Origin of the sequence: Pseudomonas sp. NFPP25 (assembly GCF_900116505.1) — a bacterium.
In the GTDB taxonomy this organism is placed as follows: Bacteria; Pseudomonadota; Gammaproteobacteria; order Pseudomonadales; family Pseudomonadaceae; genus Aquipseudomonas; species Aquipseudomonas protegens.
The window spans coordinates 486,464-508,751 of the sequence record NZ_FPBG01000003.1; the positions used below are offsets into that span (position 1 = coordinate 486,464).

Consider the following 22,288-nt stretch of genomic DNA (forward strand, 5'->3'; position numbering starts at 1 on the left):
ACTCAAAGCGGTGGTTCGGACCCGTCAGATGCTCAGGCGGGTCATTTCGATAGTCGGTTCGTGGCTGACGCTCAACTGCTCGATGATCGCATCCTGCAAGCGGCTGCACAGCTGGGGGTCGGACAGGGGCTGGTTGTGCGCATCGGTGATGAAGAACACGTCTTCCACGCGCTCGCCCAGGGTGGCGATCTTGGCGTTCTGCAGTGACAGGTCGAACTCCAGGAAGATCTTGCCGATCCGCGCCAGCAAACCCGGGCGATCCGGGGCGCTGAGTTCCAGCACGGTCACCGGGCGTTGGGCGTCGTTGTGGATAGTCACCTCGGGGGCGAAGGCAAAATGCTTGAGCTGGCGCGGCACCCGGCGCTGGATGATGGTCGGGTAGTCGTCGGGGTTGCGCAGGGCGTCGGTCAGGCCCTTGCGGATCTGCTCGACTCGCTGCGGGTTGTTGCCGATGGATTCGCCGTCGTTGTCCAGGACGATGTAGGTGTCGAGGGTGAACTGGCTGCTGGAGGTGATGATGCGCGCGTCATGGATGTTCAGGTTGAGCTGGTCCATGGCGGCCACGGTCACCGCGAAGAAGTCGTGCTGGTCCGGGGCGTAGATGAAGATCTGGGTGCCGCCCTCGAACTCGCGCTGGGTGATTTCCTTGATCAGCACCAGTGGCCCGCCGTCGGCCGGCTGCTGGAGGATCGCGTCGCTATGCCAGGCCACGTCGCCGGCGGTGTGGCGCAGGAAGTAGTCGTCCCCCAGTTGGGACCAGAGTTGTTCCACTTCGTCCGGATCGGTGCCGTTGCGCACCAGGATGTCCAGGGCGGCGCTCTGGGTCTGGCGGATCTGCTCTTCGCGGTCCACCGGGTTTTCCAGGCCGCGGCGCAGGGCTCGCTTGGTCTCGGTGTAGAGCTGGCGCAACAGGCTGGCGCGCCAGGAGTTCCACAGCGTCGGGTTGGTGGCGTAGATATCGGCGACGGTCAGTACGTAGAGGTAGTCGAGGCGGGTCTGGTCGACCACGATCTGTGCGAAATCGTGAATCACCTGCGGGTCGGACAAGTCCTTGCGCTGAGCCGTGGTGGACATCACCAGGTGGTTCTGCACCAGCCAGACGATCAGCCGGGTATCCCACTGCGGCAACTGGTGGCGCACGCAGAAGGCTTCGGCATCCACGGCGCCGATTTCCGAGTGGTCGCCATGACGGCCCTTGCCGATGTCGTGGTACAGACCGGCCAGGTAGATCAGCTCGGGCTTGGGCAGCTTGCCCATGAGCTTGCTGGCCAGCGGGAATTTCTCGGAGATCGGCGTGTACTGCATTTTGCGCAGGTGCTTGATCAGGTTCAGCGTGTGGGCGTCCACGGTATAGATGTGGAACAGGTCGTGCTGCATCTGCCCGACGATGAAGCCGAACTCCGGCAGGTAGCGTCCGAGAATGCCGTAGCGGTTCATCCGCCGCAGGTTGCGGTGGATGCCGATTTCGCACTTGAACAGCTCGATGAACAGGCTGGTGTTGCGGATATCGTGGCGGAAGTCGTCATCGATCAGGTGCCGGTGTTCGCGCAGCAGGCGGATGGTGTCGGCGCGCACGCCCTTGATTTCCGGGTGCTGGGCCATCAGCACGAAGATCTCCAGCATGGCGAACGGCGTGCGCTTGAATACGTTGTCGTTGATCGCCTCGATGTAGCCGTCGTGCAGTTGGAAACGCGCATTGATCGGCTGTGGCGGTGCCTCGTCCTCGGGGGCGAGGATCACCTCCTCGAAGTGCTGGATGATCAGGTCGCTCAACTGGGCGATGCTCATCACCACCCGGTAGTACTGCTGCATGAAGCTTTCGATGCTCTGTTTCGCATCTTCGCCCTCGAAGCCCAGCAGGGTGGCGATGGAGCGCTGGTGGTCGAGCAGCAGGCGGTCCTCGGCGCGCCCCGCGAGCATGTGCAGCGCGTAGCGGACCTTCCACAGGAACTCCTGGGACGAGGCCAGGAGCGCGTTTTCGCTTTCCACCAGGAAGCCTTCGCCGGCCAGGGCCCGCAGGTTCAGGGTGCCGTACTGGCGGCGCGCGACCCAGAGGATGGTCTGGATGTCCCGCAACCCACCCGGCGAGCCTTTGACGTTGGGCTCCAGGTTGTATTCGGTATCGTTGTACTTGTGATGGCGGGCCTTCTGCTCGGCCCGCTTGGCCAGGAAGAAATCCTTGCTCGGCCACATGTGCTCGGTGCTGGTCACTTGCAGCATGCGCTGGCGCAGGTGCTCGGGGCCGGCAATGGTGCGGCTTTCCATCAGGTTGGTGATCACCGTCAGGTCGGCCCGCGCCTGTTCGGCGCATTCGTCCACCGAGCGCACGCTTTGCCCGACTTCCAGGCCAATGTCCCAGAGCAGGGTAAGAAAGCGTTCGATGGAGTCGCGGAAAATTTCGTGGTCGGCGCTGTCCAGGAGGATCAGCAGGTCGATGTCGGAATAGGGGTGCAGCTCGCCGCGACCGTAGCCGCCGACCGCCACCAGGGCGATGTCGGCGTCTTCGCTCCAGCTGAACTGGTCCCAGGCCTTTTGCAGGATGTTATCGATGAACCAGGCGCGGTCTTCGATCAGCCGGCGGATCTCCCGCCCACTGCGAAAGCGCGTATCCAGCACTTCCCGTGCCTGGCGGATGGCCTTCTTGAAGGCGGCGATAGGGCTGGCCTTCAGCGCCAGTTCCGCCTGGAACTGGCCGCGGTCGAAGAGTTCGGGGTCCACCTGCGGCATCGATTGGCTTTCCTTTCTATCTATAAGGTCGGGACGCAGCGTTGTGGATCAGGCTGACACCCGGGCGATGGTGTCATCGCTGCGCAGGGTGAAGATCTCGTAGCCGGTCTCGGTGACCAGCAGGGTGTGTTCCCACTGCGCGGAGAGCTTGCGGTCCTTGGTGATGGCGGTCCAGCCGTCGCCCAGGACCTTGGTGTCGGCCTTGCCCTGGTTGATCATCGGCTCGATGGTGAAGGTCATGCCGGCCTTGAGCTCCATGCCGGTACCGGCACGGCCGTAGTGCAGGATCTGCGGCTCTTCGTGGAACACCTTGCCGATGCCGTGGCCGCAGAACTCGCGTACCACCGAGAAACCGTTCTTTTCCGCGTGCTTCTGGATCACTTCGCCGATGTCGCCCAGGCGGCAGCCCGGTTTCACCAGTTCAATGGCCTTGTACATGCATTCCTGGGTGATCTGCGACAGGCGCTCGGCCCAGACCGGCACGGTGCCGACGTGGAACATGCGGCTGGTGTCGCCGTGGTAGCCGTCCTTGATGACGGTCACATCGATGTTCAGGGTGTCGCCATCCTTCAGCGGCTTCTCGTTGGGAATGCCGTGGCACACCACGTGGTTGATCGAGGTGCAGATGGATTTGGGGAAGCCCTTGTAGTTCAGCGGGGCAGGGATCGCACCCTGCACATTGACGATGTAGTCATGGCAGATGCGGTCCAGTTCTTCGGTGGTGACACCGGGTTTGACATGCTCGGCAATCATTTCCAGCACGTCGGCGGCCAGTTTGCCGGCGACACGCATTTTGGCGATGTCCTCGGGAGTTTTGAGGGTGACGGTCATACAGGCTCTCTTGACGCCCAGGGGCGCGATAAACACGGAAATGGCTCGAAAACCCGCATGCGCAAGGCTTGGCCTACGATGGGCCAGCAAGGTTTTCAAAAGCCGCAAAGGTGCGATTCTAACAGAGGCTCAGCGCAAATCTGAGGTTCTGCTGGCGCTTCTCTCTATACAATGGTGCATTCTGGACCGATTCCAAGAGGCGGGCAAAATGCCTGCGGATCGCCGAGTGTGAATCCGGGTTCCGTTTTTGCCCTTGCTGTGGTATAAAATGCGCCGCTTTCCGGGGATGCCCCGAAAAGCTCAAACCCACACACGTGTCGACACGATGACCTGGGTGCCCTCAGCACAAGCTGTTGGTTGGTCATTGGGATACGTGGAGGCCTAACCCGACTTATTAAGGAACTATCATGTCCCAAGTCAACATGCGCGATATGCTGAAGGCCGGTGTGCACTTCGGTCACCAAACCCGTTACTGGAATCCGAAAATGGGCAAGTACATTTTCGGCGCGCGCAACAAGATCCACATCATCAACCTTGAAAAAACCCTGCCAATGTTCAACGAAGCTCTGACTTTCGTAGAGCGTCTGGCCCAGGGCAAAAACAAGATTCTGTTCGTCGGCACCAAGCGTTCCGCTGGCAAGATCGTTGCTGAAGAAGCAGCACGTTGCGGTTCGCCGTACGTCGATCACCGCTGGTTGGGCGGCATGCTGACCAACTACAAAACCATCCGTGCTTCCATCAAGCGTCTGCGTGACCTTGAAGTGCAAGCAGAAGACGGCACCTTCGCCAAGCTGACCAAGAAAGAGGCGCTGATGCGCACTCGCGATCTGGAAAAGCTGGATCGTTCCCTGGGTGGTATCAAGGACATGGGCGGCCTGCCTGACGCACTGTTCGTGATCGACGTTGACCACGAGCGCATCGCGATCACCGAAGCCAACAAGCTGGGCATCCCGGTCATCGGCGTTGTCGATACCAACAGCAGCCCGGAAGGCGTTGACTACATCATCCCAGGCAACGATGACGCCATTCGCGCCATCCAGCTGTACATGGGTTCGATGGCTGACGCTGTGATCCGTGGTCGCAACAACGTTGCTGGCGGCACCGAAGTGTTCGAAGAAGCTGCAGCACCGGCGGCTGAAGCCTGAGTAACTGACGCGTAGCGTTGACTCAGCACGCAAAAAGGGGGCTTGGCCCCCTTTTTGCCAACTCGAAAATCATTTCGTCGTCGCGCCCCAACAGTTTCTGTAATGCGGGGCTGTTATGAAGTGGTTTCGGGGCAATGCCCAAGAATTGAGCGCCCGTTCGATCGGGTGGAATGGTTGAAAACCTATCCAAGAGGATTTTGAAAATGGCAGAGATTACTGCAGCGTTGGTCAAAGAACTGCGCGAGCGTACCGGCGAAGGCATGATGGATTGCAAAAAGGCCTTGACCAAGGCCGGCGGCGACATCGAAAAAGCCATTGATGACATGCGTGCTTCCGGCGCCATCAAGGCTGCCAAGAAAGCAGGCAACGTTGCTGCTGAAGGCGCTATCGCCATCAAGGACGACGGTAAAGCCGCTGTCCTGCTGGAAGTCAACTCGCAGACCGACTTCCTGGCTCTGCAGGACGATTTCAAGGCATTCGTTGCCGCTAGCGTGGAAAAGGCTTTTGCTGACAAGCTGACCGACGCCGCTCCGCTGATCGAAGCTCAAGAAGCTGCCCGCCTGATCCTGGTTGGCAAGACTGGCGAGAACGTCAACATCCGTCGTCTGGCTCGCGTTGAAGGCGACGTGGTCGGCACCTACCTGCACGGCAACAAGATCGGTGTTGCGGTTGTTCTGAAAGGCGGTTCCGTTGAACTGGCCAAAGACATCGCCATGCACGTAGCGGCCAGCAACCCTGAGTTCCTGCTGCCATCGCAAGTTTCGGCTGAAGCGATCGAGCGTGAAAAGGCTGTGTTCCTGCAGCTGAACGAAGACAAGATGAAAGGCAAGCCAGCCGAAATCGTTGAAAAAATGATCGCTGGTCGTATCAGCAAGTTCCTGGCCGAAGCCAGCCTGGTTGAGCAAGCTTTCGTCAAGGATCCAGAAATCACCGTAGGTGCTCTGGCCAAGAAAGGCGGCGCTGAAATCGTTTCCTTCACCCGTTTCGCGGTAGGTGAAGGCATCGAGAAGAAAGAAGACAACTTCGCCGAAGAAGTTGCTGCACAACTGGCTGCTGCCAAGCAACAGTAAGACGGTTTTTTCAACTGTCGCCCAGAAGAGGCTGCCCGCTCACGCGCGCAGCCTCTTTTCAAATGGGCAGGGTAATTTAGTTGTTTATCCTCGGAACCGCCTTACAAAGTCGTGTTCTGATGGCGCTGTGACAGCGTCAAGCTAGAGTGAACGCAGGCTGTAAACAGCCCGCAAAGAATTTTTTAAATACGCCGCAGGAGAGATTCGCAATGGCTCAGCAGGGCAGTGGTTATCAAGCTCGCTATAAACGCATTCTACTCAAGCTTAGCGGCGAGGCCCTGATGGGCTCGGAAGAGTTCGGGATCGATCCCAAGGTGCTGGATCGCATGGCGCTGGAAGTCGGCCAGCTGGTTGGTATCGGCGTCCAGGTAGGCTTGGTGATCGGTGGTGGCAACCTGTTCCGCGGCGCTGCATTGAGCGCGGCCGGGATGGATCGGGTCACGGGCGACCACATGGGCATGCTGGCCACTGTGATGAACGCCCTGGCCATGCGTGATGCACTGGAACGTGCGAATATCTCGGCCATCGTGATGTCGGCTATTTCCATGGTCGGCGTGACCGATCACTATGACCGTCGCAAGGCGATGCGCCACCTGAACTCCAAAGAGGTGGTGATCTTCGCGGCCGGTACCGGCAACCCGTTCTTCACCACCGACTCCGCAGCCTGCCTGCGCGCTATCGAGATCGATGCCGACGTGGTGCTCAAGGCAACCAAGGTCGATGGTGTTTACACTGCAGACCCGTTCAAGGACCCGCATGCCGAGAAGTTCGATCATCTGACTTACGATGAAGTGCTGGATCGCAAGCTGGGAGTGATGGACCTGACGGCAATCTGCCTGTGCCGCGACCACAAGATGCCGCTGCGGGTATTTAACATGAACAAGCCCGGCGCCCTGCTGAATATCGTGCATGGTGGCGCTGAAGGAACCCTGATCGAGGAAGGCGAGCAATGATCAACGAAATCAAGAAAGACGCTCAAGAGCGCATGAAGAAATCCCTGGAGTCCCTGGCCCATGCATTCGGCCAGATTCGCACCGGCAAGGCTCACCCCAGCATCCTGGGCAGTGTGATGGTGCCTTACTACGGTACCGACACACCGTTGAGTGGCGTTGCCAACGTTACCGTGAAGGACTCCCAGACCCTGCAGGTAGTGCCGTTCGAGCGCAATATGCTCGGAGCCATCGACAAGGCCATCGGCAGTGCCGGTCTTAACCTCAATCCGACCAACCTGGGTGAGCTGCTGCTGATCAAGATGGCACCGCTGACCGAGGAAACCCGCAAGGGCTTCACCAAGCAGGCGCGTGCTGCCGCCGAGGATGCGCGGGTTGCAGTGCGCAATATTCGCCGCGATGCCCTGGGTGAGTTGAAGAAGCTGACCAAGGACAAGGAAATCAGCGAAGACGAAGAGCGCCGTGGCAGCGCCGAAATCGATAAGCTGATCAAGGACTTTGAAGCTCAGATCGCCAAGGCGACTGAGGAAAAAGAAAAGGACTTGATGGCCGTATAAGGGTCAGGCGTTTTCATGGAAAAGACCAAGCAGTCTGTGTTGTCCTCGGTGCCGCGCCATGTGGCGATCATCATGGACGGTAATAACCGCTGGGCAAAAAAACGCTTTATGCCGGGTGTCGCCGGGCATAAGGCGGGTGTCGATGCGGTACGTGCAGTGATCGAAGTGTGCGCTGAGGCCAAGGTCGAGGTGCTGACCCTGTTTGCCTTTTCCAGTGAAAACTGGCAGCGCCCGGCTGACGAAGTCAGTGCCTTGATGGATCTGTTCTTCAAGGCCCTGCGTCGTGAAGCCAAGCGCCTCAACGAGAACAACATCAGCCTGCGGATCATTGGCGATCGTTCACGCTTCCATCCCGAGTTGCAGGCGGCGATGCGCGAAGCGGAGGCCATTACCGCGGGTAGTGATCGTTTCATCCTGCAGATCGCCGCCAACTATGGCGGCCAGTGGGATATCGCTCAGGCCGCCCAACGCCTGGCGCGCGAGGTCCAGGCCGGGCATCTGCGGCCCGAGGACATCACTCCGGGCCTGCTGCAGACCTGCCTGGCGACCGGCGACCTGCCGCTGCCGGACCTGTGCATCCGGACCGGTGGCGAGCATCGCATCAGCAATTTCCTGTTGTGGCAGCTGGCCTATGCCGAGCTGTATTTCTCCGACCTGTTCTGGCCGGACTTCAAACACGAAGCCATGCGTAACGCATTGGCCGATTACGCATCTCGCCAGCGACGCTTCGGTAAGACGAGCGAGCAGGTCGAGGCTGGAGCCCGGGTTTAATGCTTAAACAACGAATCATTACTGCGCTGATCCTGCTGCCGATCGCCTTGTGCGGGTTCTTCCTGCTCGAAGGCTCGGGGTTCGCCCTGTTCATCGGCCTGGTAGTAAGCCTGGGTGCCTGGGAATGGGCGCGCCTGGCGGGCTTCGAGGCGCAGCCGGCTCGGGTGGCCTTCGCCGTGGTGGTGGCGGCGCTGTTGTTCCTGATGCATCTGGTTCCGGGTGTTGCGCCCTGGGTGCTGGGGGCTGCAGTGCTGTGGTGGGCGCTGGCGACCTACCTGGTGCTGACCTATCCGCGTTCCAGCGAGCAATGGTCGGGTGCCGCACCCAAGTTGTTGATCGGCCTGCTGATCCTGCTGCCGGCCTGGCAAGGGCTGGTGTTCATCAAGCAGCTGCCACTGGGCAACTGGTTGATCATGGCGGTGATGGTGCTGGTGTGGGGCGCGGATATCGGTGCCTACTTCTCCGGCAAGGCCTTCGGCAAGCGCAAGCTGGCGCCCCAGGTCAGCCCGGGCAAGAGCTGGGAGGGCGTGTACGGCGGCCTGGCGTTGAGCCTGGTGATCACCGCGGTGGTGGGGCTGGTGCGTGACTGGACCCTGGGGCAGATGATCCTGGGGCTGCTGGGTGCAGCGATCGTTGTATTCATTTCGGTGGTCGGCGACCTGACCGAGAGCATGTTCAAGCGCCAGTCGGGTATCAAGGACAGTAGTAACCTGTTGCCCGGTCATGGTGGGGTGCTGGACCGCATCGACAGCCTGACCGCGGCCATTCCGGTGTTTGCCGTGCTGTTGTGGATGGCTGCGCTGTGACGGCTGTACAACAGATCACGGTTCTGGGGGCTACCGGCTCTATCGGTCTGAGCACCCTGGATGTGATTGCCCGTCATCCGGATCGTTATCAAGTGTTTGCCCTGACGGGCTTCACGCGTCTGGCCGAGTTGCTGGCGTTGTGCGTAAAGCATGAGCCCCGTTTTGCGGTGGTGCCCGAGGCCGCGGCCGCCAGCCGCCTTCAGCAAGATTTGCGCGCCGCCGGCCTGGCTACCCAGGTGCTGGTGGGGGAGCAGGGGTTGTGCGAGGTGGCCTCGGCTCCGGAAGTCGATGCCGTGATGGCGGCGATTGTCGGGGCGGCGGGGCTGCGCCCGACTCTGGCGGCGGTTGAGGCCGGCAAGAAGATCCTGTTGGCCAACAAGGAAGCGCTGGTGATGTCTGGCGCGCTGTTCATGCAGGCAGTGGGCAAGAGTGGTTCCGTGCTGTTGCCTATCGACAGTGAACACAATGCGATCTTTCAATGCATGCCCGCGGATTTTTCCCGCGGGCTGAGTCGGGTCGGTGTGCGACGTATTCTTCTGACGGCTTCGGGCGGTCCTTTCCGTCAGACGCCTCTGGAAGAGCTTGAGCATGTTTCCCCCGAACAGGCCTGTGCCCATCCGAACTGGTCCATGGGGCGCAAGATCTCCGTGGACTCGGCAAGCATGATGAACAAGGGGCTGGAGCTGATCGAGGCCTGCTGGCTATTTGATGCCAGGCCTTCCCAGGTCGAAGTGGTGGTGCACCCGCAAAGCGTGATCCACTCGCTGGTGGATTACGTCGACGGCTCGGTCCTGGCGCAGTTGGGTAATCCGGATATGCGCACCCCGATCGCCAATGCCCTGGCCTGGCCGGAGCGCATTGATTCCGGTGTAGCGCCGCTGGATCTGTTCGCCATTGCTCGCCTGGATTTCCAGGCACCCGACGAGCAGCGGTTCCCTTGCCTGCGCCTGGCACGGCAAGCTGCCGAGGCGGGTAACAGCGCTCCGGCCATGCTGAATGCGGCCAATGAGGTGGCGGTATCGGCGTTTCTCGAGCGGCGCATCCGCTACCCGGAGATCGCGAGTATCATCGATGAGGTTTTAACCCGTGAGCCTGTGGTCGCAGTCAATGAACTCGACGCAGTGTTTGCGGCAGACGCCAGGGCTCGAGTCCTGGCGCAACAATGGTTGCAGCGTAACGGGCGATAGGATTCGCGACCGGGGCGAGTGGCGGCGAATAGGATTGCGGAGAAAGTAGATGAGCGCGCTCTATATGATTGTCGGCACCCTGGTAGCCCTGGGTGTGCTGGTCACCTTCCATGAATTCGGTCACTTCTGGGTCGCCCGTCGCTGTGGCGTCAAGGTTCTGCGCTTCTCCGTGGGCTTTGGCATGCCCTTGCTGCGCTGGCATGATCGTCGCGGCACCGAGTTCGTCATCGCCGCTATCCCGCTGGGCGGCTATGTGAAGATGCTGGATGAGCGTGAAGGCGAGGTAGCTGCCGAGGAGCTCGATCAGTCCTTCAACCGCAAGTCGGTTCGCCAGCGTATCGCGATTGTTGCTGCCGGTCCGATTGCCAACTTCCTCCTCGCACTGGTGTTTTTCTGGGCCCTGGCGATGCTGGGCAGCCAGCAGGTGCGGCCGGTCATCGGTGATGTAGAGGCTGGCAGTATTGCTGCCAAGGCCGGGCTCAGTGCCGGCCAGGAAATCGTCGCCATCGACGGCGAGCCGACTACCGGCTGGGCGGCCGTGAACCTGCAACTGGTGCGGCGCCTGGGTGAAAGCGGTGCGCTGCAGGTGCTGGTGCGTGAGCAGGGCGCCACTGTGGATTCGCCACGCCAGCTGGAATTGGATAAATGGTTGAAAGGGGCTGATGAGCCGGATCCGATTCGCTCCCTGGGCATTCGTCCGTGGCGTCCGGCCCTGCCGCCGGTGCTGGCTGAACTTGACCCCAAGGGCCCGGCCCAGGCCGCTGGCCTGAAGACCGGCGATCGTCTGTTGGCCCTTGATGGCCAGCCCCTCAATGACTGGCAGCAAGTGGTGGATTGGGTCCGTGTGCACCCTGATACGAAAATTGTGCTGCATGTCGAGCGCGATGGTGCTCAAATCGACGTCCCCGTGACCTTGGCCAGCCGCGGCGAAAGCAAAGCGCCAAATGGCTACCTGGGGGCCGGGGTGAAAGCGGTAGATTGGCCGCCGCAGATGCTTCGCGAGGTCAGCTACGGGCCGTTGGAGGCGATTGGTGAAGGGGCCCGACGGACCTGGACCATGAGCGTTCTGACCCTCGAATCGCTGAAGAAAATGTTGTTCGGCGAGCTCTCGGTAAAAAACTTGAGTGGACCGATAACCATTGCTAAAGTGGCGGGCGCTTCTGCCCAGTCGGGCATTGCTGATTTCTTGAATTTCCTTGCTTATCTGAGTATTAGCCTGGGTGTTCTGAATTTGTTGCCCATCCCGGTACTGGATGGGGGGCATTTGCTGTTTTATCTGATCGAGTGGGCGCGTGGTCGTCCCTTGTCGGATCGGGTGCAAGGTTGGGGGATACAGATCGGTATCAGCTTGGTGGTCGGAGTCATGCTGCTTGCTCTGGTCAACGATCTGGGTCGTCTGTAACGCTTCGCTGAATTGCGAATCTGCCGCATTTTGCGGCAGTTTGTTTATTGCCAGTTGGAATAAGAAAGGACTTCATGAAACGTCTGCTGCTAACTGCGGTTCTCACCGTATTGATGATCGCCGAAGTTCACGCCGAGTCCTTCACTATCTCCGATATCCGCGTCAACGGCCTCCAGCGCGTTTCCGCGGGTAGCGTCTTTGGTGCCTTGCCGTTGAACGTCGGCGAGCAGGCGGACGACCGTCGCCTGGTGGAATCCACTCGTGCGCTGTTCAAAACCGGTTTCTTTCAAGACATCCAGCTGGGCCGCGATGGCAACGTCCTGGTCATCACGGTAGTCGAACGTCCGTCGGTTGCCAGTATCGAGATCGAAGGCAACAAGGCGATCTCCACTGACGACCTGATGAAAGGGCTCAAGCAGTCCGGCCTGGCGGAAGGTGAAATCTTCCAGCGCGCGACCCTCGAAGGCGTGCGCAACGAGCTGCAGCGTCAATATGTCGCTCAGGGTCGTTACTCGGCCAGCGTTGAAACCGAAGTCGTGCCGCAGCCACGTAACCGGGTTGGCCTGAAGGTCAAGATCAACGAAGGCACAGTCGCAGCCATCCAGCACATCAACGTGGTAGGCAACACCGTCTTCCCCGATGAAGACCTGATCGGCCTGTTCGAACTCAAGACCACCAACTGGCTGTCGTTCTTCAAGAACGACGACAAGTACGCCCGTGAAAAACTCTCCGGTGACCTGGAGCGCCTGCGTTCCTACTACCTGGACCGCGGCTATATCAACATGGATATCGCCTCGACCCAGGTGTCCATCACCCCGGACAAGAAGCATGTCTACATCACCGTCAACGTCAACGAAGGCGAGAAGTACAGCGTTCGTGACGTGAAGCTCAGCGGTGACCTGAAAGTCCCTGAAGACCAGGTCAAGGCGCTGCTGCTGGTGGAGAAGGGCCAGGTGTTCTCGCGCAAGCTGATGACCACCACTTCCGAACTCATCACTCGCCGCCTGGGCAACGAGGGTTATACCTTCGCCAACGTCAACGGCGTGCCTCAGCCTCACGATGAAGACCACACCGTGGACATCACCTTTGTGGTGGACCCGGGCAAGCGTGCCTACGTCAACCGCATCAACTTCCGTGGCAACACCAAGTCCGAGGACGAAGTGCTGCGCCGCGAGATGCGCCAGATGGAAGGCGGCTGGGCTTCGACCTACCTGATCGATCAATCCAAGACCCGTCTTGAGCGCCTGGGCTTCTTCAAGGAAGTCAACGTCGAGACCCCGGCCGTGCCGGGTGTGGATGACCAGGTAGACGTGAACTACGCGGTTGAAGAACAAGCATCCGGTTCGATCACCGCCAGCGTCGGTTTTGCTCAGAGCGCGGGCCTGATCCTCGGTGGTTCGATCACCCAGAACAACTTCCTGGGTACCGGTAACAAGGTCAGCATCGGCCTGACCCGCAGCGAATACCAGAGCCGCTACAACTTCGGCTACGTAGACCCCTACTGGACCGCCGATGGCGTGAGCCTGGGCTACAACGCCTTCTATCGCACCACTGACTACAAAGACCTCGACGTCGACGTGGCCAGCTATGCGGTGGACAGCCTGGGTGCCGGCGTCAGCGTGGGCTACCCGATCAGCGAGACCTCGCGTCTGACCTTCGGTCTGACCGCGCAGCAGGACAAGATCAAGACCGGCCTGTACACCGTCGACGAAATCTTCGACTTCGTGAACAAGCAGGGCGACAGCTACCTGAACTTCAAGGCCTCGGCCGGCTGGTCCGAGTCGACCCTGAACAAAGGCGTATTGGCGACCCGCGGTCACTCGCAAAGCCTGGTGCTGGAAACCACTACCCCGGGCAGCGACCTGTCGTTCTTCAAGCTCGACTACCGTGGCCAGTTGTTCACGCCGTTGAGTGAGAACTACACCATGCGCTTCCATACCGAGCTGGGTTATGGCGACGGCTTTGGTGATACCAAGGGCTTGCCGTTCTACGAGAACTACTATGCTGGTGGCTTCAACTCGGTACGTGGCTTCAAGGACAGTACTCTGGGCCCACGCAGTACTCCTAGTCGTGGTGTTGGTGTAACCGGTAACGTCGGTACGGCTGCCGACCCGGACCAGGATCCACTGCCATTCGGCGGTAACGTATTGATCCAGGGTGGTGCCGAGTTGCTGTTCCCGTTGCCTTTCGTCAAGGATCAGCGCTCGCTGCGTACCTCCTTGTTCTGGGATGTGGGTAACGTCTTCAACTCTCGCTGTGAAAGCACGTCCAACACCATTGCGGCGTCGAACGTGAAAACGCAGTGCAACGATATCAGCCTGAGCAATCTGGCCAGTTCGGTTGGTGTCGGTGTGACTTGGGTCACCGCTCTGGGGCCATTGAGCTTCGCCCTGGCGATGCCGATCAAGAAACCGGATGACGCTGAAACCCAGGTGTTCCAATTCTCTCTCGGTCAGACTTTCTAATAGCCTGATCCAAGATAACGACAATGGATTTTGTAGGAGTGCATCGTGCGTAAGTTGACTCAATTGGTTCTCCTGGCCACCGTTCTGGTCGCGAGCCCGGCATTTGCCGAAATGAAAATCGCCGTCCTGAACTATCAGATGGCCCTGCTGGAATCTGACGCAGCCAAGAAGTACGCCGTGGATGCCGAGAAAAAGTTCGGCCCTCAGTTGACCAAGCTGAAGACTCTGGAAAGCAGCGCCAAAGGCATCCAGGACCGTCTGGTGGCCGGTGGCGACAAGATGCAGCAGGGCGAGCGTGAACGCCTGGAGCTCGAGTTCAAGCAAAAGGCCCGTGACTTCCAGTTCCAGTCCAAGGAGCTGAACGAAGCCAAAGCCGTTGCCGACCGCGAAATGCTCAAGCAGCTGAAGCCGAAGCTGGACAGCGCTGTGGAAGAAGTCATCAAGAAAGGCGGTTTCGACCTGGTCTTCGAGCGTGGCGCAGTGATTGATGTCAAACCTCAGTACGACATCACTCGCCAGGTTATCGAGCGTATGAATCAGCTGAAGTAAGCCATGACCGCGACCATAAAGCTCGGCCAGTTGGCCGAGTTCCTCGGCGCCACCTTGAGTGGCGACGGGGAGAAGGAAATCACTGGGCTAGCCACCTTGCAGGAGGCTGGCCCAGCTCAGTTGAGCTTTTTGGCAAATCCCCAGTACCGCAAGTACCTGGTGGATTGTCAGGCCGGCGCGGTGCTGTTGAAGGCCGCGGATGCCGAAGCCTATGCCGGTGATGCACTGGTAGTGGCCGATCCCTACCTGGCCTATGCGCGCATTTCCCATTTGTTCGATCCCAAGCCAAAGGCACAGGCAGGTGTTCATCCTTCTGCGGTGATTGCCGCTGATGCGCAGGTAGATCCTGCGGCCAGCATTGGCCCCTTTGCCGTGATCGAGAGCGGTGCGCGGATTGCTGCAGGTGTGACCATCGGCGCTCACTGCTTTATCGGCGCCCGCTGCGAAATCGGCGAAGGTGGCTGGTTGGCACCACGGGTGACCCTGTATCACGACGTGCGTATCGGCAAGCGTGTGGTCATTCAGTCAGGTGCTGTGCTGGGGGGGGAAGGCTTTGGTTTTGCCAATGAAAAAGGCGTCTGGCAGAAAATCGCCCAGATTGGCGGCGTGACCATCGGTGACGATGTGGAAATCGGCGTCAACACGGCGATCGACCGCGGTGCCCTGGCCGATACCGTCATTGGCAATGGCGTGAAGCTGGACAACCAGATCCAGATCGCCCACAACGTCCAGGTCGGTGATCACACCGCCATGGCTGCTTGTGTGGGGATCTCCGGCAGTACCAAGATCGGCAAGCACTGTATGCTCGCCGGTGGCGTGGGCCTAGTTGGGCATATCGATATTTGCGACAACGTATTCCTCACCGGGATGACCATGGTGACCCACTCGATTACCGAGCCGGGCGCCTACTCTTCCGGTACGGCCATGCAGCCTGCTGCCGAGTGGCGCAAAAGCGCGGCACGCATCCGCCAGCTGGATGACCTTGCACGGCGCTTGCGTCAGTTGGAAAAGCGCGTTGGGGACGTGACCCCCGGCGGCAATGCTTCATCTGATGGCTGATACCATTTCCATATCAAGTGTGCACAGCCGCTAGACTGCCTCCTTGATTTGCTAGAGGAGCGTGCGTTAGTCGCGCGCTCCCACTCTTTACTACAGGCTTCCCCCCGAAATGATGGACATCAACGAGATTCGCGAATACTTGCCTCACCGTTACCCTTTCCTGTTGGTGGATCGGGTAGTGGACCTGGATGTTGAAGGCAAGTGCATTCGTGCCTACAAGAATGTCAGCATCAATGAACCGTTCTTCAATGGTCACTTCCCTGCGCACCCGATCATGCCGGGCGTGCTGATCATCGAGGCCATGGCTCAGGCTGCGGGCATTCTCGGTTTCAAGATGCTCGACGTGAAGCCCGCCGACGGCACCCTCTATTACTTCGTCGGTTCCGACAAGCTGCGCTTCCGCCAGCCGGTGCTGCCGGGCGACCAGTTGATCCTTGAAGCCAAGTTCATCAGCTGCAAGCGCCAGATCTGGAAGTTCGAATGCCAGGCTTCGGTCGACGGCAAGCCGGTGTGCTCTGCCGAGATCATCTGTGCGGAACGCAAACTATGAGTTTGATTGACCCTCGCGCAATCATCGATCCGACGGCCGTCCTGGCCGACGACGTTGAGGTTGGCCCGTGGTCGATCGTCGGCGCTGGTGTGGAAATCGGCGAGGGTACAGTGATCGGGCCCCATGTGATTCTCAAGGGCCCCACCCGGATCGGTAAGCACAACCGCATCTACCAGTTTTCGTCGGTAGGTGAGGACACGCCTGATCTGAAATACAAGGGCGAGGAAACCCGCCTGGTGATCGGTGACCACAACGTGATCCGCGAAGGCGTGACCATTCACCGTGGCACCGTCCAGGATCGTTCCGAAACCACTCTGGGTGATCACAACCTGGTCATGGCCTATGCCCACATCGGCCATGACAGTGTTATCGGCAACCACTGCATCCTGGTCAACAACACCGCCTTGGCCGGCCATGTGCATGTGGATGACTGGGCGATTCTCTCCGGTTTCACCCTGGTGCATCAGTATTGCCATATCGGCGCCCACAGCTTTTCCGGCATGGGCACCGCCATCGGCAAGGACGTGCCGGCATTCGTCACCGTATTCGGCAACCCCGCCGAAGCCCGCAGCATGAACTTCGAAGGCATGCGCCGTCGCGGCTTCAGCGAAGATGCGATCCACGCGCTGCGTCGTGCCTACAAGACGGTCTATCGCCAGGGGCTGACGGTTGATCAGGCCTTGGCCGAGCTGGCCGAGCCGGCTGCACAGTTTCCTGAAGTCGCGGTCTTTCGTGACTCGATCCAGTCCTCGACTCGCGGCATCACCCGTTAATCATGAGCACTCTGCGTATTGCGCTGGTGGCTGGCGAAGCCTCCGGCGACATTCTCGGCGCCGGTTTGATGCGAGCTCTCAAGGTTCAGCACCCGGCCGTCGAATTCATAGGGGTCGGTGGTCCGCTGATGGAGGCCGAAGGCCTTGTTTCCTACTTCCCCATGGAGCGCCTGGCGGTCATGGGGCTGGTAGAGGTGCTTGGGCGCCTGCGTGAGCTTCTGGCTCGACGCAAGAAGCTGATCCAGACCCTGATTGCTGAAAAGCCGGATGTGTTTATCGGTATCGATGCCCCGGATTTCACCCTGAATATCGAACTCAAGCTGCGTCAGGCCGGGATCAAGACCGTGCACTACGTCAGCCCTTCGGTCTGGGCCTGGCGGCAGAAGCGAGTGCTGAAGATCCGCGAAGGCTGCGACCTGATGCTGACCCTGTTCCCCTTCGAAGCCCGCTTCTATGAAGAGAAGGGGGTACCGGTGAAGTTCGTCGGTCACTCTCTGGCCGATGCCATTCCGCTGGAGGCCGACCGAGCCGCAGCACGCGCGGAGCTGGGGTTGCCAGAAGGGCCGTTGGTGGCCTTGATGCCCGGTAGTCGCGGTGGCGAAGTAGGGCGCCTGGGCGCCTTGTTCCTCGATGCCGCTCAGCGCCTGCGGGCCATGCGCCCCGGCGTGCGTTTCATCATGCCTTGCGCCAGCCCGGAGCGGCGGGTCCAGCTGGAGCAGTTGCTGGCCAATCGTGATCTGCCACTGACGTTGCTCGATGGCCAGTCCCACAAGGCGCTGGCTGCTTGCGATGCGGTGTTGATCGCCTCCGGTACCGCGACCCTGGAAGCCTTGCTCTACAAGCGCCCGATGGTCGTGGCTTACCGCCTGGCGCCGCTGACGTTCTGGATTCTCAAGCGCATGGTCAAGAGCCCGTACATTTCCCTGCCGAACCTGCTGGCCCAGCGCCTCCTGGTGCCTGAGCTGCTGCAGGACGATGCCACGGCCGATGCTCTGGCCCAGACCTTGTCGCCGCTGATCGAAGGTGGTGAAGAGCAGACTCGCGGCTTTGACGAGATCCACCGAACCTTGCGTCGCGACGCATCCAACCAGGCCGCGCAAGCCGTGCTTGGGCTGATCGGCAAATGACTGTGAGTAACCCGAAAATGCAAATGGGCCTGGATTTCACCTTGGTGGCGGACGCCGAGGACCTGGTGGCCGGGGTCGATGAGGTCGGCCGCGGTCCTTTGTGTGGTGCAGTGGTCACCGCGGCAGTGATTCTCGACCCGACGCGGCCGATTCTCGGCCTCAACGATTCGAAGAAGCTCACCGAAGCCCGGCGCGAGAAGCTGTTCGACGAAATCTGCGAGAAAGCCCTGAGCTGGTGCATCGCCCGGGCTGAGGTCGAGGAAATCGACGAGCTGAATATCCTCCATGCCACGATGTTGGCCATGCAGCGCGCGGTGGAGGGGCTGAGTGTGACCCCGAAGCTGGCGATGATCGATGGCAACCGTTGCCCGAAGCTGGCGATGCCGGCTGAAGCGGTGGTCAAGGGCGATAGCAAGGTTCCGGCGATTGCTGCGGCATCGATCCTGGCCAAGGTCAGCCGTGACCGAGAAATGGCCGCTTTCGAGCTGATCTATCCGGGATATGGCATCGGTGGCCACAAGGGCTACCCGACCCCGGTGCATCTGGAAGCCCTGGCCCGCCTGGGGCCGACCCCGATTCACCGGCGCTCTTTCGCTCCGGTGCGGCAAGCCTACGAAGCCCGCGAGGCGCTGGGCGAGATTCAGTCCTGAGGCTGATGTTTTAGTCGAGGCCCGGTACAATCCGGGCCTTGTTGTTTTCGCGCTTATTACAGGATCACTATGCCGGCTTCATTCGTTCACCTGCGCCTGCACACTGAATATTCCCTGGTCGACGGTCTGGTGCGGATCAAGCCGCTGGTCAAGGCGCTGGCCGGCATGGGCATGCCGGCGGTGGCGGTCACCGACCAGAACAACATGTGTTCCCTGGTCAAGTTCTATAAAACCAGCATGGGTGCGGGGATCAAGCCGATCTGCGGCGCCGACCTGTGGCTGTCGAACAAGGACCCGGATAACCCCCTGAGCCGCATCAGCCTGCTGGTGATGAACGCCGTGGGTTATCGCAACCTGACCGAGCTGATTTCCCGCGGCTTCATCGATGGCCAGCGCAACGGCCAGATCATCATCGAGCGTGAGTGGGTGGCGGAGGCCGCGGAAGGCCTGATCATGCTCTCGGCGGCCAAGGAGGGCGAGATCGGCATGGCCCTGATCGCCGGCGATCTCGAGGTTGCCGAGACCCTGGCCCGGGAGTGGATGGCCGTATTCCCCGAGCGCTTCTACCTGGAAGTGCAGCGTACCAACCGCCCCAACGACGAAGAGCAATTGCACGCTGCGGTGGCCCTGGCCGACAAGATCGGCGCGCCGCTGGTGGCTACCAACGACGTGCGTTTCATCAAGCAGGAAGACTTCGAAGCCCACGAAACCCGGGTTTGCATCGGTGAAGGCCGGGCCCTGGACGATCCGCGCCGCTCAAAGAACTACAGCGACCAGCAGTACCTGAAAAGCGCCGAGGAAATGGCCGAGCTGTTCAGTGACCTGCCCGAGGCGCTGGAAAACACTGTCGAGATCGCCAAACGCTGCAACATCGAGGTCAAGCTGGGCAAGCACTTCTTGCCTGACTACCCGATTCCCGATGGCATGACCATCGATGAGTATTTTCGCAAGGTTTCCTTCGACGGCCTGGAAGAGCGCCTCAGCGTGCTGCTGCCCAAGGACACCACCGAGGATTACGAGGCCAAGCGTCAGGTCTACGTCGACCGGCTGAATTTCGAACTGGATATCATCATCCAGATGGGCTTCCCCGGTTACTTCCTGATCGTTATGGACTTTATCCAGTGGGCCAAGAGCAACGGCGTACCGGTAGGTCCGGGCCGGGGGTCGGGTGCCGGTTCCCTGGTGGCCTATGTGCAGAAGATCACTGACCTCGATCCGCTGGAATACGACCTGCTGTTCGAACGTTTCCTTAACCCGGAGCGGGTCTCCATGCCCGACTTCGACGTCGACTTCTGCATGGACGGTCGCGACCGGGTAATCGACTACGTGGCCGAGAAGTACGGTCGCAACGCGGTAAGCCAGATCATCACCTTCGGTTCCATGGCGGCCAAGGCGGTGGTCCGTGACGTGGCGCGGGTTCAGGGCAAGTCCTACGGCCTGGCTGACCGTCTGTCGAAGATGATTCCCTTCGAAGTCGGCATGACCCTGGAAAAAGCCTACGAGCAGGAAGAGATCCTGCGGGACTTCATCAAGGTCGATGAAGAGGCAGCGGAAATCTGGGAGATGGCGCGCAAGCTCGAGGGCGTGGTGCGTAACGTCGGCAAGCACGCCGGGGGCGTGGTGATCGCGCCCACCAAGCTCACCGACTTCTCGCCGATCTACTGCGACGAAGAGGGCGGTGGCCTGGTGACCCAGTTCGACAAGGATGACGTCGAGGCTGCTGGCCTGGTGAAGTTCGACTTCCTCGGTCTGCGGACCCTGACCATCATCGACTGGGCACTGAAAACCATTAACCGCGACCGCGCCAAGGTCGGCGAGGAGCCGCTGGATATCGCCTTTATCCCGCTGGACGACAAGCCGACCTACAGCCTGTTGCAGAAAGCTGAAACCACCGCAGTATTCCAGCTTGAATCCCGGGGCATGAAGGAGCTGATCAAGAAGCTCAAGCCCGACTGCCTGGAAGACCTGATCGCACTGGTGGCCCTGTTCCGTCCGGGGCCGCTGCAATCGGGCATGGTGGATGACTTCATCAACCGCAAGCACGGCCGCGCCGAGCTGGCCTACCCGCACCCGGACTATCAGTACGACGGCCTGCAGCCGGTACTGGCGCCGACCTACGGCATCATCCTGTACCAGGAACAGGTGATGCAGATTGCCCAGGTCATGGCCGGCTACACCCTGGGCGGTGCGGACATGCTCCGTCGGGCCATGGGTAAGAAAAAGCCCGAGGAGATGGCCAAGCAGCGTGGCGGCTTCATTGAGGGTTGCGCCAGCAACAACATCGATGCGGACCTGGCGGGCAACATCTTCGACCTGGTGGAAAAGTTCGCCGGCTACGGCTTCAACAAATCCCACTCCGCCGCCTACGGCCTGGTGTCGTACCAGACCGCCTGGCTCAAGGCGCACTACCCGGCGCCGTTCATGGCGGCGGTACTGTCTGCGGATATGCACAACACCGACAAGGTCGTGACCTTGATCGAGGAAGTGCGGATCATGAAGTTGCGCCTCGACGCGCCGGACGTGAACACCTCCGAGTTCAAGTTCACGGTGAACGACGAAGGTCGCATCGTCTACGGCCTGGGGGCGATCAAGGGCGTCGGCGAGGGGCCGGTGGAAGCCATCACCGAAGCCCGCGAGGAAGGCCCTTTCAAGGATCTGTTCGATTTCTGCGCCAGGGTCGACCTCAAGCGCATCAACAAGCGGACCCTGGACGGCTTGATTCGAAGCGGCGCCCTAGACCGCCTGGGGCCGCACTTCTTCGATGAGCCCAAGGCCTACCAGGCCAATATCGACCAGAACCGCGCCGTGCTGCTGGCGGCCATGGAAGAAGCGATCAAGGCTGCGGAGCAGACCGCCCGTACCCACGACAGTGGCCACGCCGACCTGTTCGGCGGGGTCTTCGTCGATGAGGATGCGGATGTCTACGCCAACCATCGCAAGGCCAAGGAACTGACCCTCAAGGAACGCCTGAAAGGCGAGAAAGATACCCTGGGGCTGTACCTGACCGGGCACCCGATCGACGAATACGAAGGCGAGATCCGTCGTTTCGCCCGCCAGCGCATCATCGACCTGAAGCCGGCCCGGGATACCCAGACCGTGGCCGGCATGATCATCGCCCTGCGGGTGATGAAGAACAAAAAGGGCGACAAGATGGGCTTCATCACCCTCGACGACCGCTCGGGGCGGATCGAAGCCTCGCTGTTTGCCGATGCGTTCCACTCGGCGCAGTCGCTGCTGCAGACCGACGCCATGGTGGTGGTGGAGGGCGAGGTCAGCAACGACGACTTCTCCGGCGGCCTGCGCCTGCGGGTCAAGCGGGTGATGAGCATGGAGGATGCGCGGACCAACCTGGCGGAAAGCCTGCGCCTGAAGATCCACAGCGATGCCCTGAAGGGCGATCAGCTACGCTGGCTGGGTGATCTGTTCAAGCGCCACCGCGGCGCATGCCCGATCACCATGGAGTACACCCGGGATGACGCCAAGGCCCTGCTGCAGTTTGGCGAGAACTGGCGGATCGATCCGGCGGACAGCTTGATTCAAGCCCTGCGTGACCAGTTCGGGCGAGACAACGTCTTCCTCCAATACCGTTGACGGTGAGGTGCCATCATTGCGCCTCATCGTCACTTGAATTTTTAATCTCGACCTCAACGCGTCCGTCCCTTAAGGTAG

18 protein-coding genes are annotated in these 22,288 nt (G+C 60.3%); 16 read left to right on the top strand and 2 right to left on the bottom strand.

Annotated features, from left to right (window positions below; all coding sequences use genetic code 11):
* Nucleotides 1–24: 24 nt before the first annotated feature.
* Both BM382_RS14230 and map read right to left on the bottom strand, forming a co-directional pair.
* Nucleotides 25–2,727: a [protein-PII] uridylyltransferase gene (locus BM382_RS14230; protein WP_072443129.1), complete on the bottom strand. Its 2,703-nt coding sequence runs from the start codon at nt 2,725–2,727 to the stop codon at nt 25–27.
* Between the two features lie 48 nt (nt 2,728–2,775).
* Entirely contained in the window at nt 2,776–3,558 is a 783-nt protein-coding gene (gene map, locus BM382_RS14235) for a type I methionyl aminopeptidase (RefSeq protein ID WP_011059523.1), read from the bottom strand.
* A gap of 407 nt (nt 3,559–3,965) precedes the next feature.
* Here map and rpsB point away from each other — a divergent pair, with 407 nt between their 5' ends.
* The 16 genes from rpsB (at nt 3,966) to dnaE (ending at nt 22,210) form a co-directional block, all read left to right on the top strand.
* Nucleotides 3,966–4,703, top strand: a complete 738-nt coding sequence (gene rpsB, locus BM382_RS14240; protein ID WP_011059524.1) for a 30S ribosomal protein S2 — start codon at nt 3,966–3,968, stop codon at nt 4,701–4,703.
* Nucleotides 4,704–4,906: 203 nt separating this feature from the next.
* Nucleotides 4,907–5,773 carry a translation elongation factor Ts gene (tsf, locus tag BM382_RS14245; protein WP_011059525.1) on the top strand — a complete coding sequence of 289 codons (867 nt, stop codon included), beginning with the start codon at nt 4,907–4,909 and terminating at the stop codon, nt 5,771–5,773.
* Between the two features lie 209 nt (nt 5,774–5,982).
* Entirely contained in the window at nt 5,983–6,726 is a 744-nt protein-coding gene (gene pyrH / locus BM382_RS14250) for a UMP kinase (protein WP_011059526.1), read from the top strand.
* Nucleotides 6,723–7,280, top strand: a complete 558-nt coding sequence (gene frr / locus BM382_RS14255) for a ribosome recycling factor (protein ID WP_011059527.1) — start codon at nt 6,723–6,725, stop codon at nt 7,278–7,280. Before pyrH ends, frr begins: the two co-directional genes overlap by 4 nt.
* Before the next feature lie 15 nt (nt 7,281–7,295).
* Nucleotides 7,296–8,051 carry a polyprenyl diphosphate synthase gene (gene uppS / locus BM382_RS14260; RefSeq protein WP_011059528.1) on the top strand — a complete coding sequence of 252 codons (756 nt, stop codon included), beginning with the start codon at nt 7,296–7,298 and terminating at the stop codon, nt 8,049–8,051.
* A complete protein-coding gene (locus BM382_RS14265) occupies nt 8,051–8,857 on the top strand; it encodes a phosphatidate cytidylyltransferase (RefSeq protein ID WP_011059529.1) in 807 nt (268 codons plus the stop codon). Before uppS ends, BM382_RS14265 begins: the two co-directional genes overlap by 1 nt.
* Complete coding sequence (ispC, locus tag BM382_RS14270; protein WP_053149254.1) at nt 8,854–10,044, top strand: 1-deoxy-D-xylulose-5-phosphate reductoisomerase; 1,191 nt, start codon at nt 8,854–8,856, stop codon at nt 10,042–10,044. Before BM382_RS14265 ends, ispC begins: the two co-directional genes overlap by 4 nt.
* 49 nt (nt 10,045–10,093) lie before the next feature.
* The gene (gene rseP, locus BM382_RS14275) at nt 10,094–11,446 is read left to right on the top strand and encodes a sigma E protease regulator RseP (protein WP_011059531.1); all 1,353 of its coding nucleotides are present in this window, start codon (nt 10,094–10,096) and stop codon (nt 11,444–11,446) included.
* A gap of 74 nt (nt 11,447–11,520) precedes the next feature.
* Nucleotides 11,521–13,911, top strand: coding sequence for an outer membrane protein assembly factor BamA (bamA, locus tag BM382_RS14280; protein ID WP_011059532.1), 2,391 nt, complete (start codon nt 11,521–11,523; stop codon nt 13,909–13,911).
* A gap of 45 nt (nt 13,912–13,956) precedes the next feature.
* Complete coding sequence (locus BM382_RS14285; RefSeq protein WP_011059533.1) at nt 13,957–14,460, top strand: OmpH/Skp family outer membrane protein; 504 nt, start codon at nt 13,957–13,959, stop codon at nt 14,458–14,460.
* 3 nt (nt 14,461–14,463) lie between these two features.
* A complete protein-coding gene (gene lpxD / locus BM382_RS14290; protein ID WP_011059534.1) occupies nt 14,464–15,519 on the top strand; it encodes a UDP-3-O-(3-hydroxymyristoyl)glucosamine N-acyltransferase in 1,056 nt (351 codons plus the stop codon).
* A 109-nt stretch (nt 15,520–15,628) separates the two neighbouring features.
* Nucleotides 15,629–16,069, top strand: coding sequence for a 3-hydroxyacyl-ACP dehydratase FabZ (gene fabZ / locus BM382_RS14295; protein WP_007924058.1), 441 nt, complete (start codon nt 15,629–15,631; stop codon nt 16,067–16,069).
* Complete coding sequence (gene lpxA, locus BM382_RS14300) at nt 16,066–16,842, top strand: acyl-ACP--UDP-N-acetylglucosamine O-acyltransferase (RefSeq protein WP_011059535.1); 777 nt, start codon at nt 16,066–16,068, stop codon at nt 16,840–16,842. The genes fabZ and lpxA overlap by 4 nt, the downstream gene beginning before the upstream one ends.
* Nucleotides 16,842–17,969 carry a lipid-A-disaccharide synthase gene (gene lpxB, locus BM382_RS14305; RefSeq protein ID WP_170866330.1) on the top strand — a complete coding sequence of 376 codons (1,128 nt, stop codon included), beginning with the start codon at nt 16,842–16,844 and terminating at the stop codon, nt 17,967–17,969. Before lpxA ends, lpxB begins: the two co-directional genes overlap by 1 nt.
* Before the next feature lie 17 nt (nt 17,970–17,986).
* Nucleotides 17,987–18,619 (top strand): ribonuclease HII, encoded by a 633-nt coding sequence (gene rnhB / locus BM382_RS14310; RefSeq protein ID WP_015634336.1) that lies wholly within the window; start codon nt 17,987–17,989, stop codon nt 18,617–18,619.
* 69 nt (nt 18,620–18,688) lie between these two features.
* Nucleotides 18,689–22,210, top strand: coding sequence for a DNA polymerase III subunit alpha (gene dnaE / locus BM382_RS14315; protein WP_053149264.1), 3,522 nt, complete (start codon nt 18,689–18,691; stop codon nt 22,208–22,210).
* Nucleotides 22,211–22,288: the final 78 nt, after the last annotated feature.

What these genes read in the sequence shown, in the direction of transcription:
- tsf (WP_011059525.1), top strand. Translation starts at nt 4,907, where the DNA reads ATGGCAGAGATTACTGCAGCGTTGGTCAAAGAACTGCGCGAGCGTACC.
- pyrH (WP_011059526.1), top strand. Translation starts at nt 5,983, where the DNA reads ATGGCTCAGCAGGGCAGTGGTTATCAAGCTCGCTATAAACGCATTCTA.
- dnaE (WP_053149264.1), top strand. Translation starts at nt 18,689, where the DNA reads ATGCCGGCTTCATTCGTTCACCTGCGCCTGCACACTGAATATTCCCTG.
- map (WP_011059523.1), bottom strand. Translation starts at nt 3,558, where the DNA reads ATGACCGTCACCCTCAAAACTCCCGAGGACATCGCCAAAATGCGTGTC.
- bamA (WP_011059532.1), top strand. Translation starts at nt 11,521, where the DNA reads ATGAAACGTCTGCTGCTAACTGCGGTTCTCACCGTATTGATGATCGCC.
- rpsB (WP_011059524.1), top strand. Translation starts at nt 3,966, where the DNA reads ATGTCCCAAGTCAACATGCGCGATATGCTGAAGGCCGGTGTGCACTTC.
- BM382_RS14230 (WP_072443129.1), bottom strand. Translation starts at nt 2,727, where the DNA reads ATGCCGCAGGTGGACCCCGAACTCTTCGACCGCGGCCAGTTCCAGGCG.
- lpxD (WP_011059534.1), top strand. Translation starts at nt 14,464, where the DNA reads ATGACCGCGACCATAAAGCTCGGCCAGTTGGCCGAGTTCCTCGGCGCC.
- frr (WP_011059527.1), top strand. Translation starts at nt 6,723, where the DNA reads ATGATCAACGAAATCAAGAAAGACGCTCAAGAGCGCATGAAGAAATCC.
- rseP (WP_011059531.1), top strand. Translation starts at nt 10,094, where the DNA reads ATGAGCGCGCTCTATATGATTGTCGGCACCCTGGTAGCCCTGGGTGTG.
- BM382_RS14265 (WP_011059529.1), top strand. Translation starts at nt 8,051, where the DNA reads ATGCTTAAACAACGAATCATTACTGCGCTGATCCTGCTGCCGATCGCC.
- fabZ (WP_007924058.1), top strand. Translation starts at nt 15,629, where the DNA reads ATGATGGACATCAACGAGATTCGCGAATACTTGCCTCACCGTTACCCT.
- rnhB (WP_015634336.1), top strand. Translation starts at nt 17,987, where the DNA reads ATGCAAATGGGCCTGGATTTCACCTTGGTGGCGGACGCCGAGGACCTG.
- uppS (WP_011059528.1), top strand. Translation starts at nt 7,296, where the DNA reads ATGGAAAAGACCAAGCAGTCTGTGTTGTCCTCGGTGCCGCGCCATGTG.
- lpxA (WP_011059535.1), top strand. Translation starts at nt 16,066, where the DNA reads ATGAGTTTGATTGACCCTCGCGCAATCATCGATCCGACGGCCGTCCTG.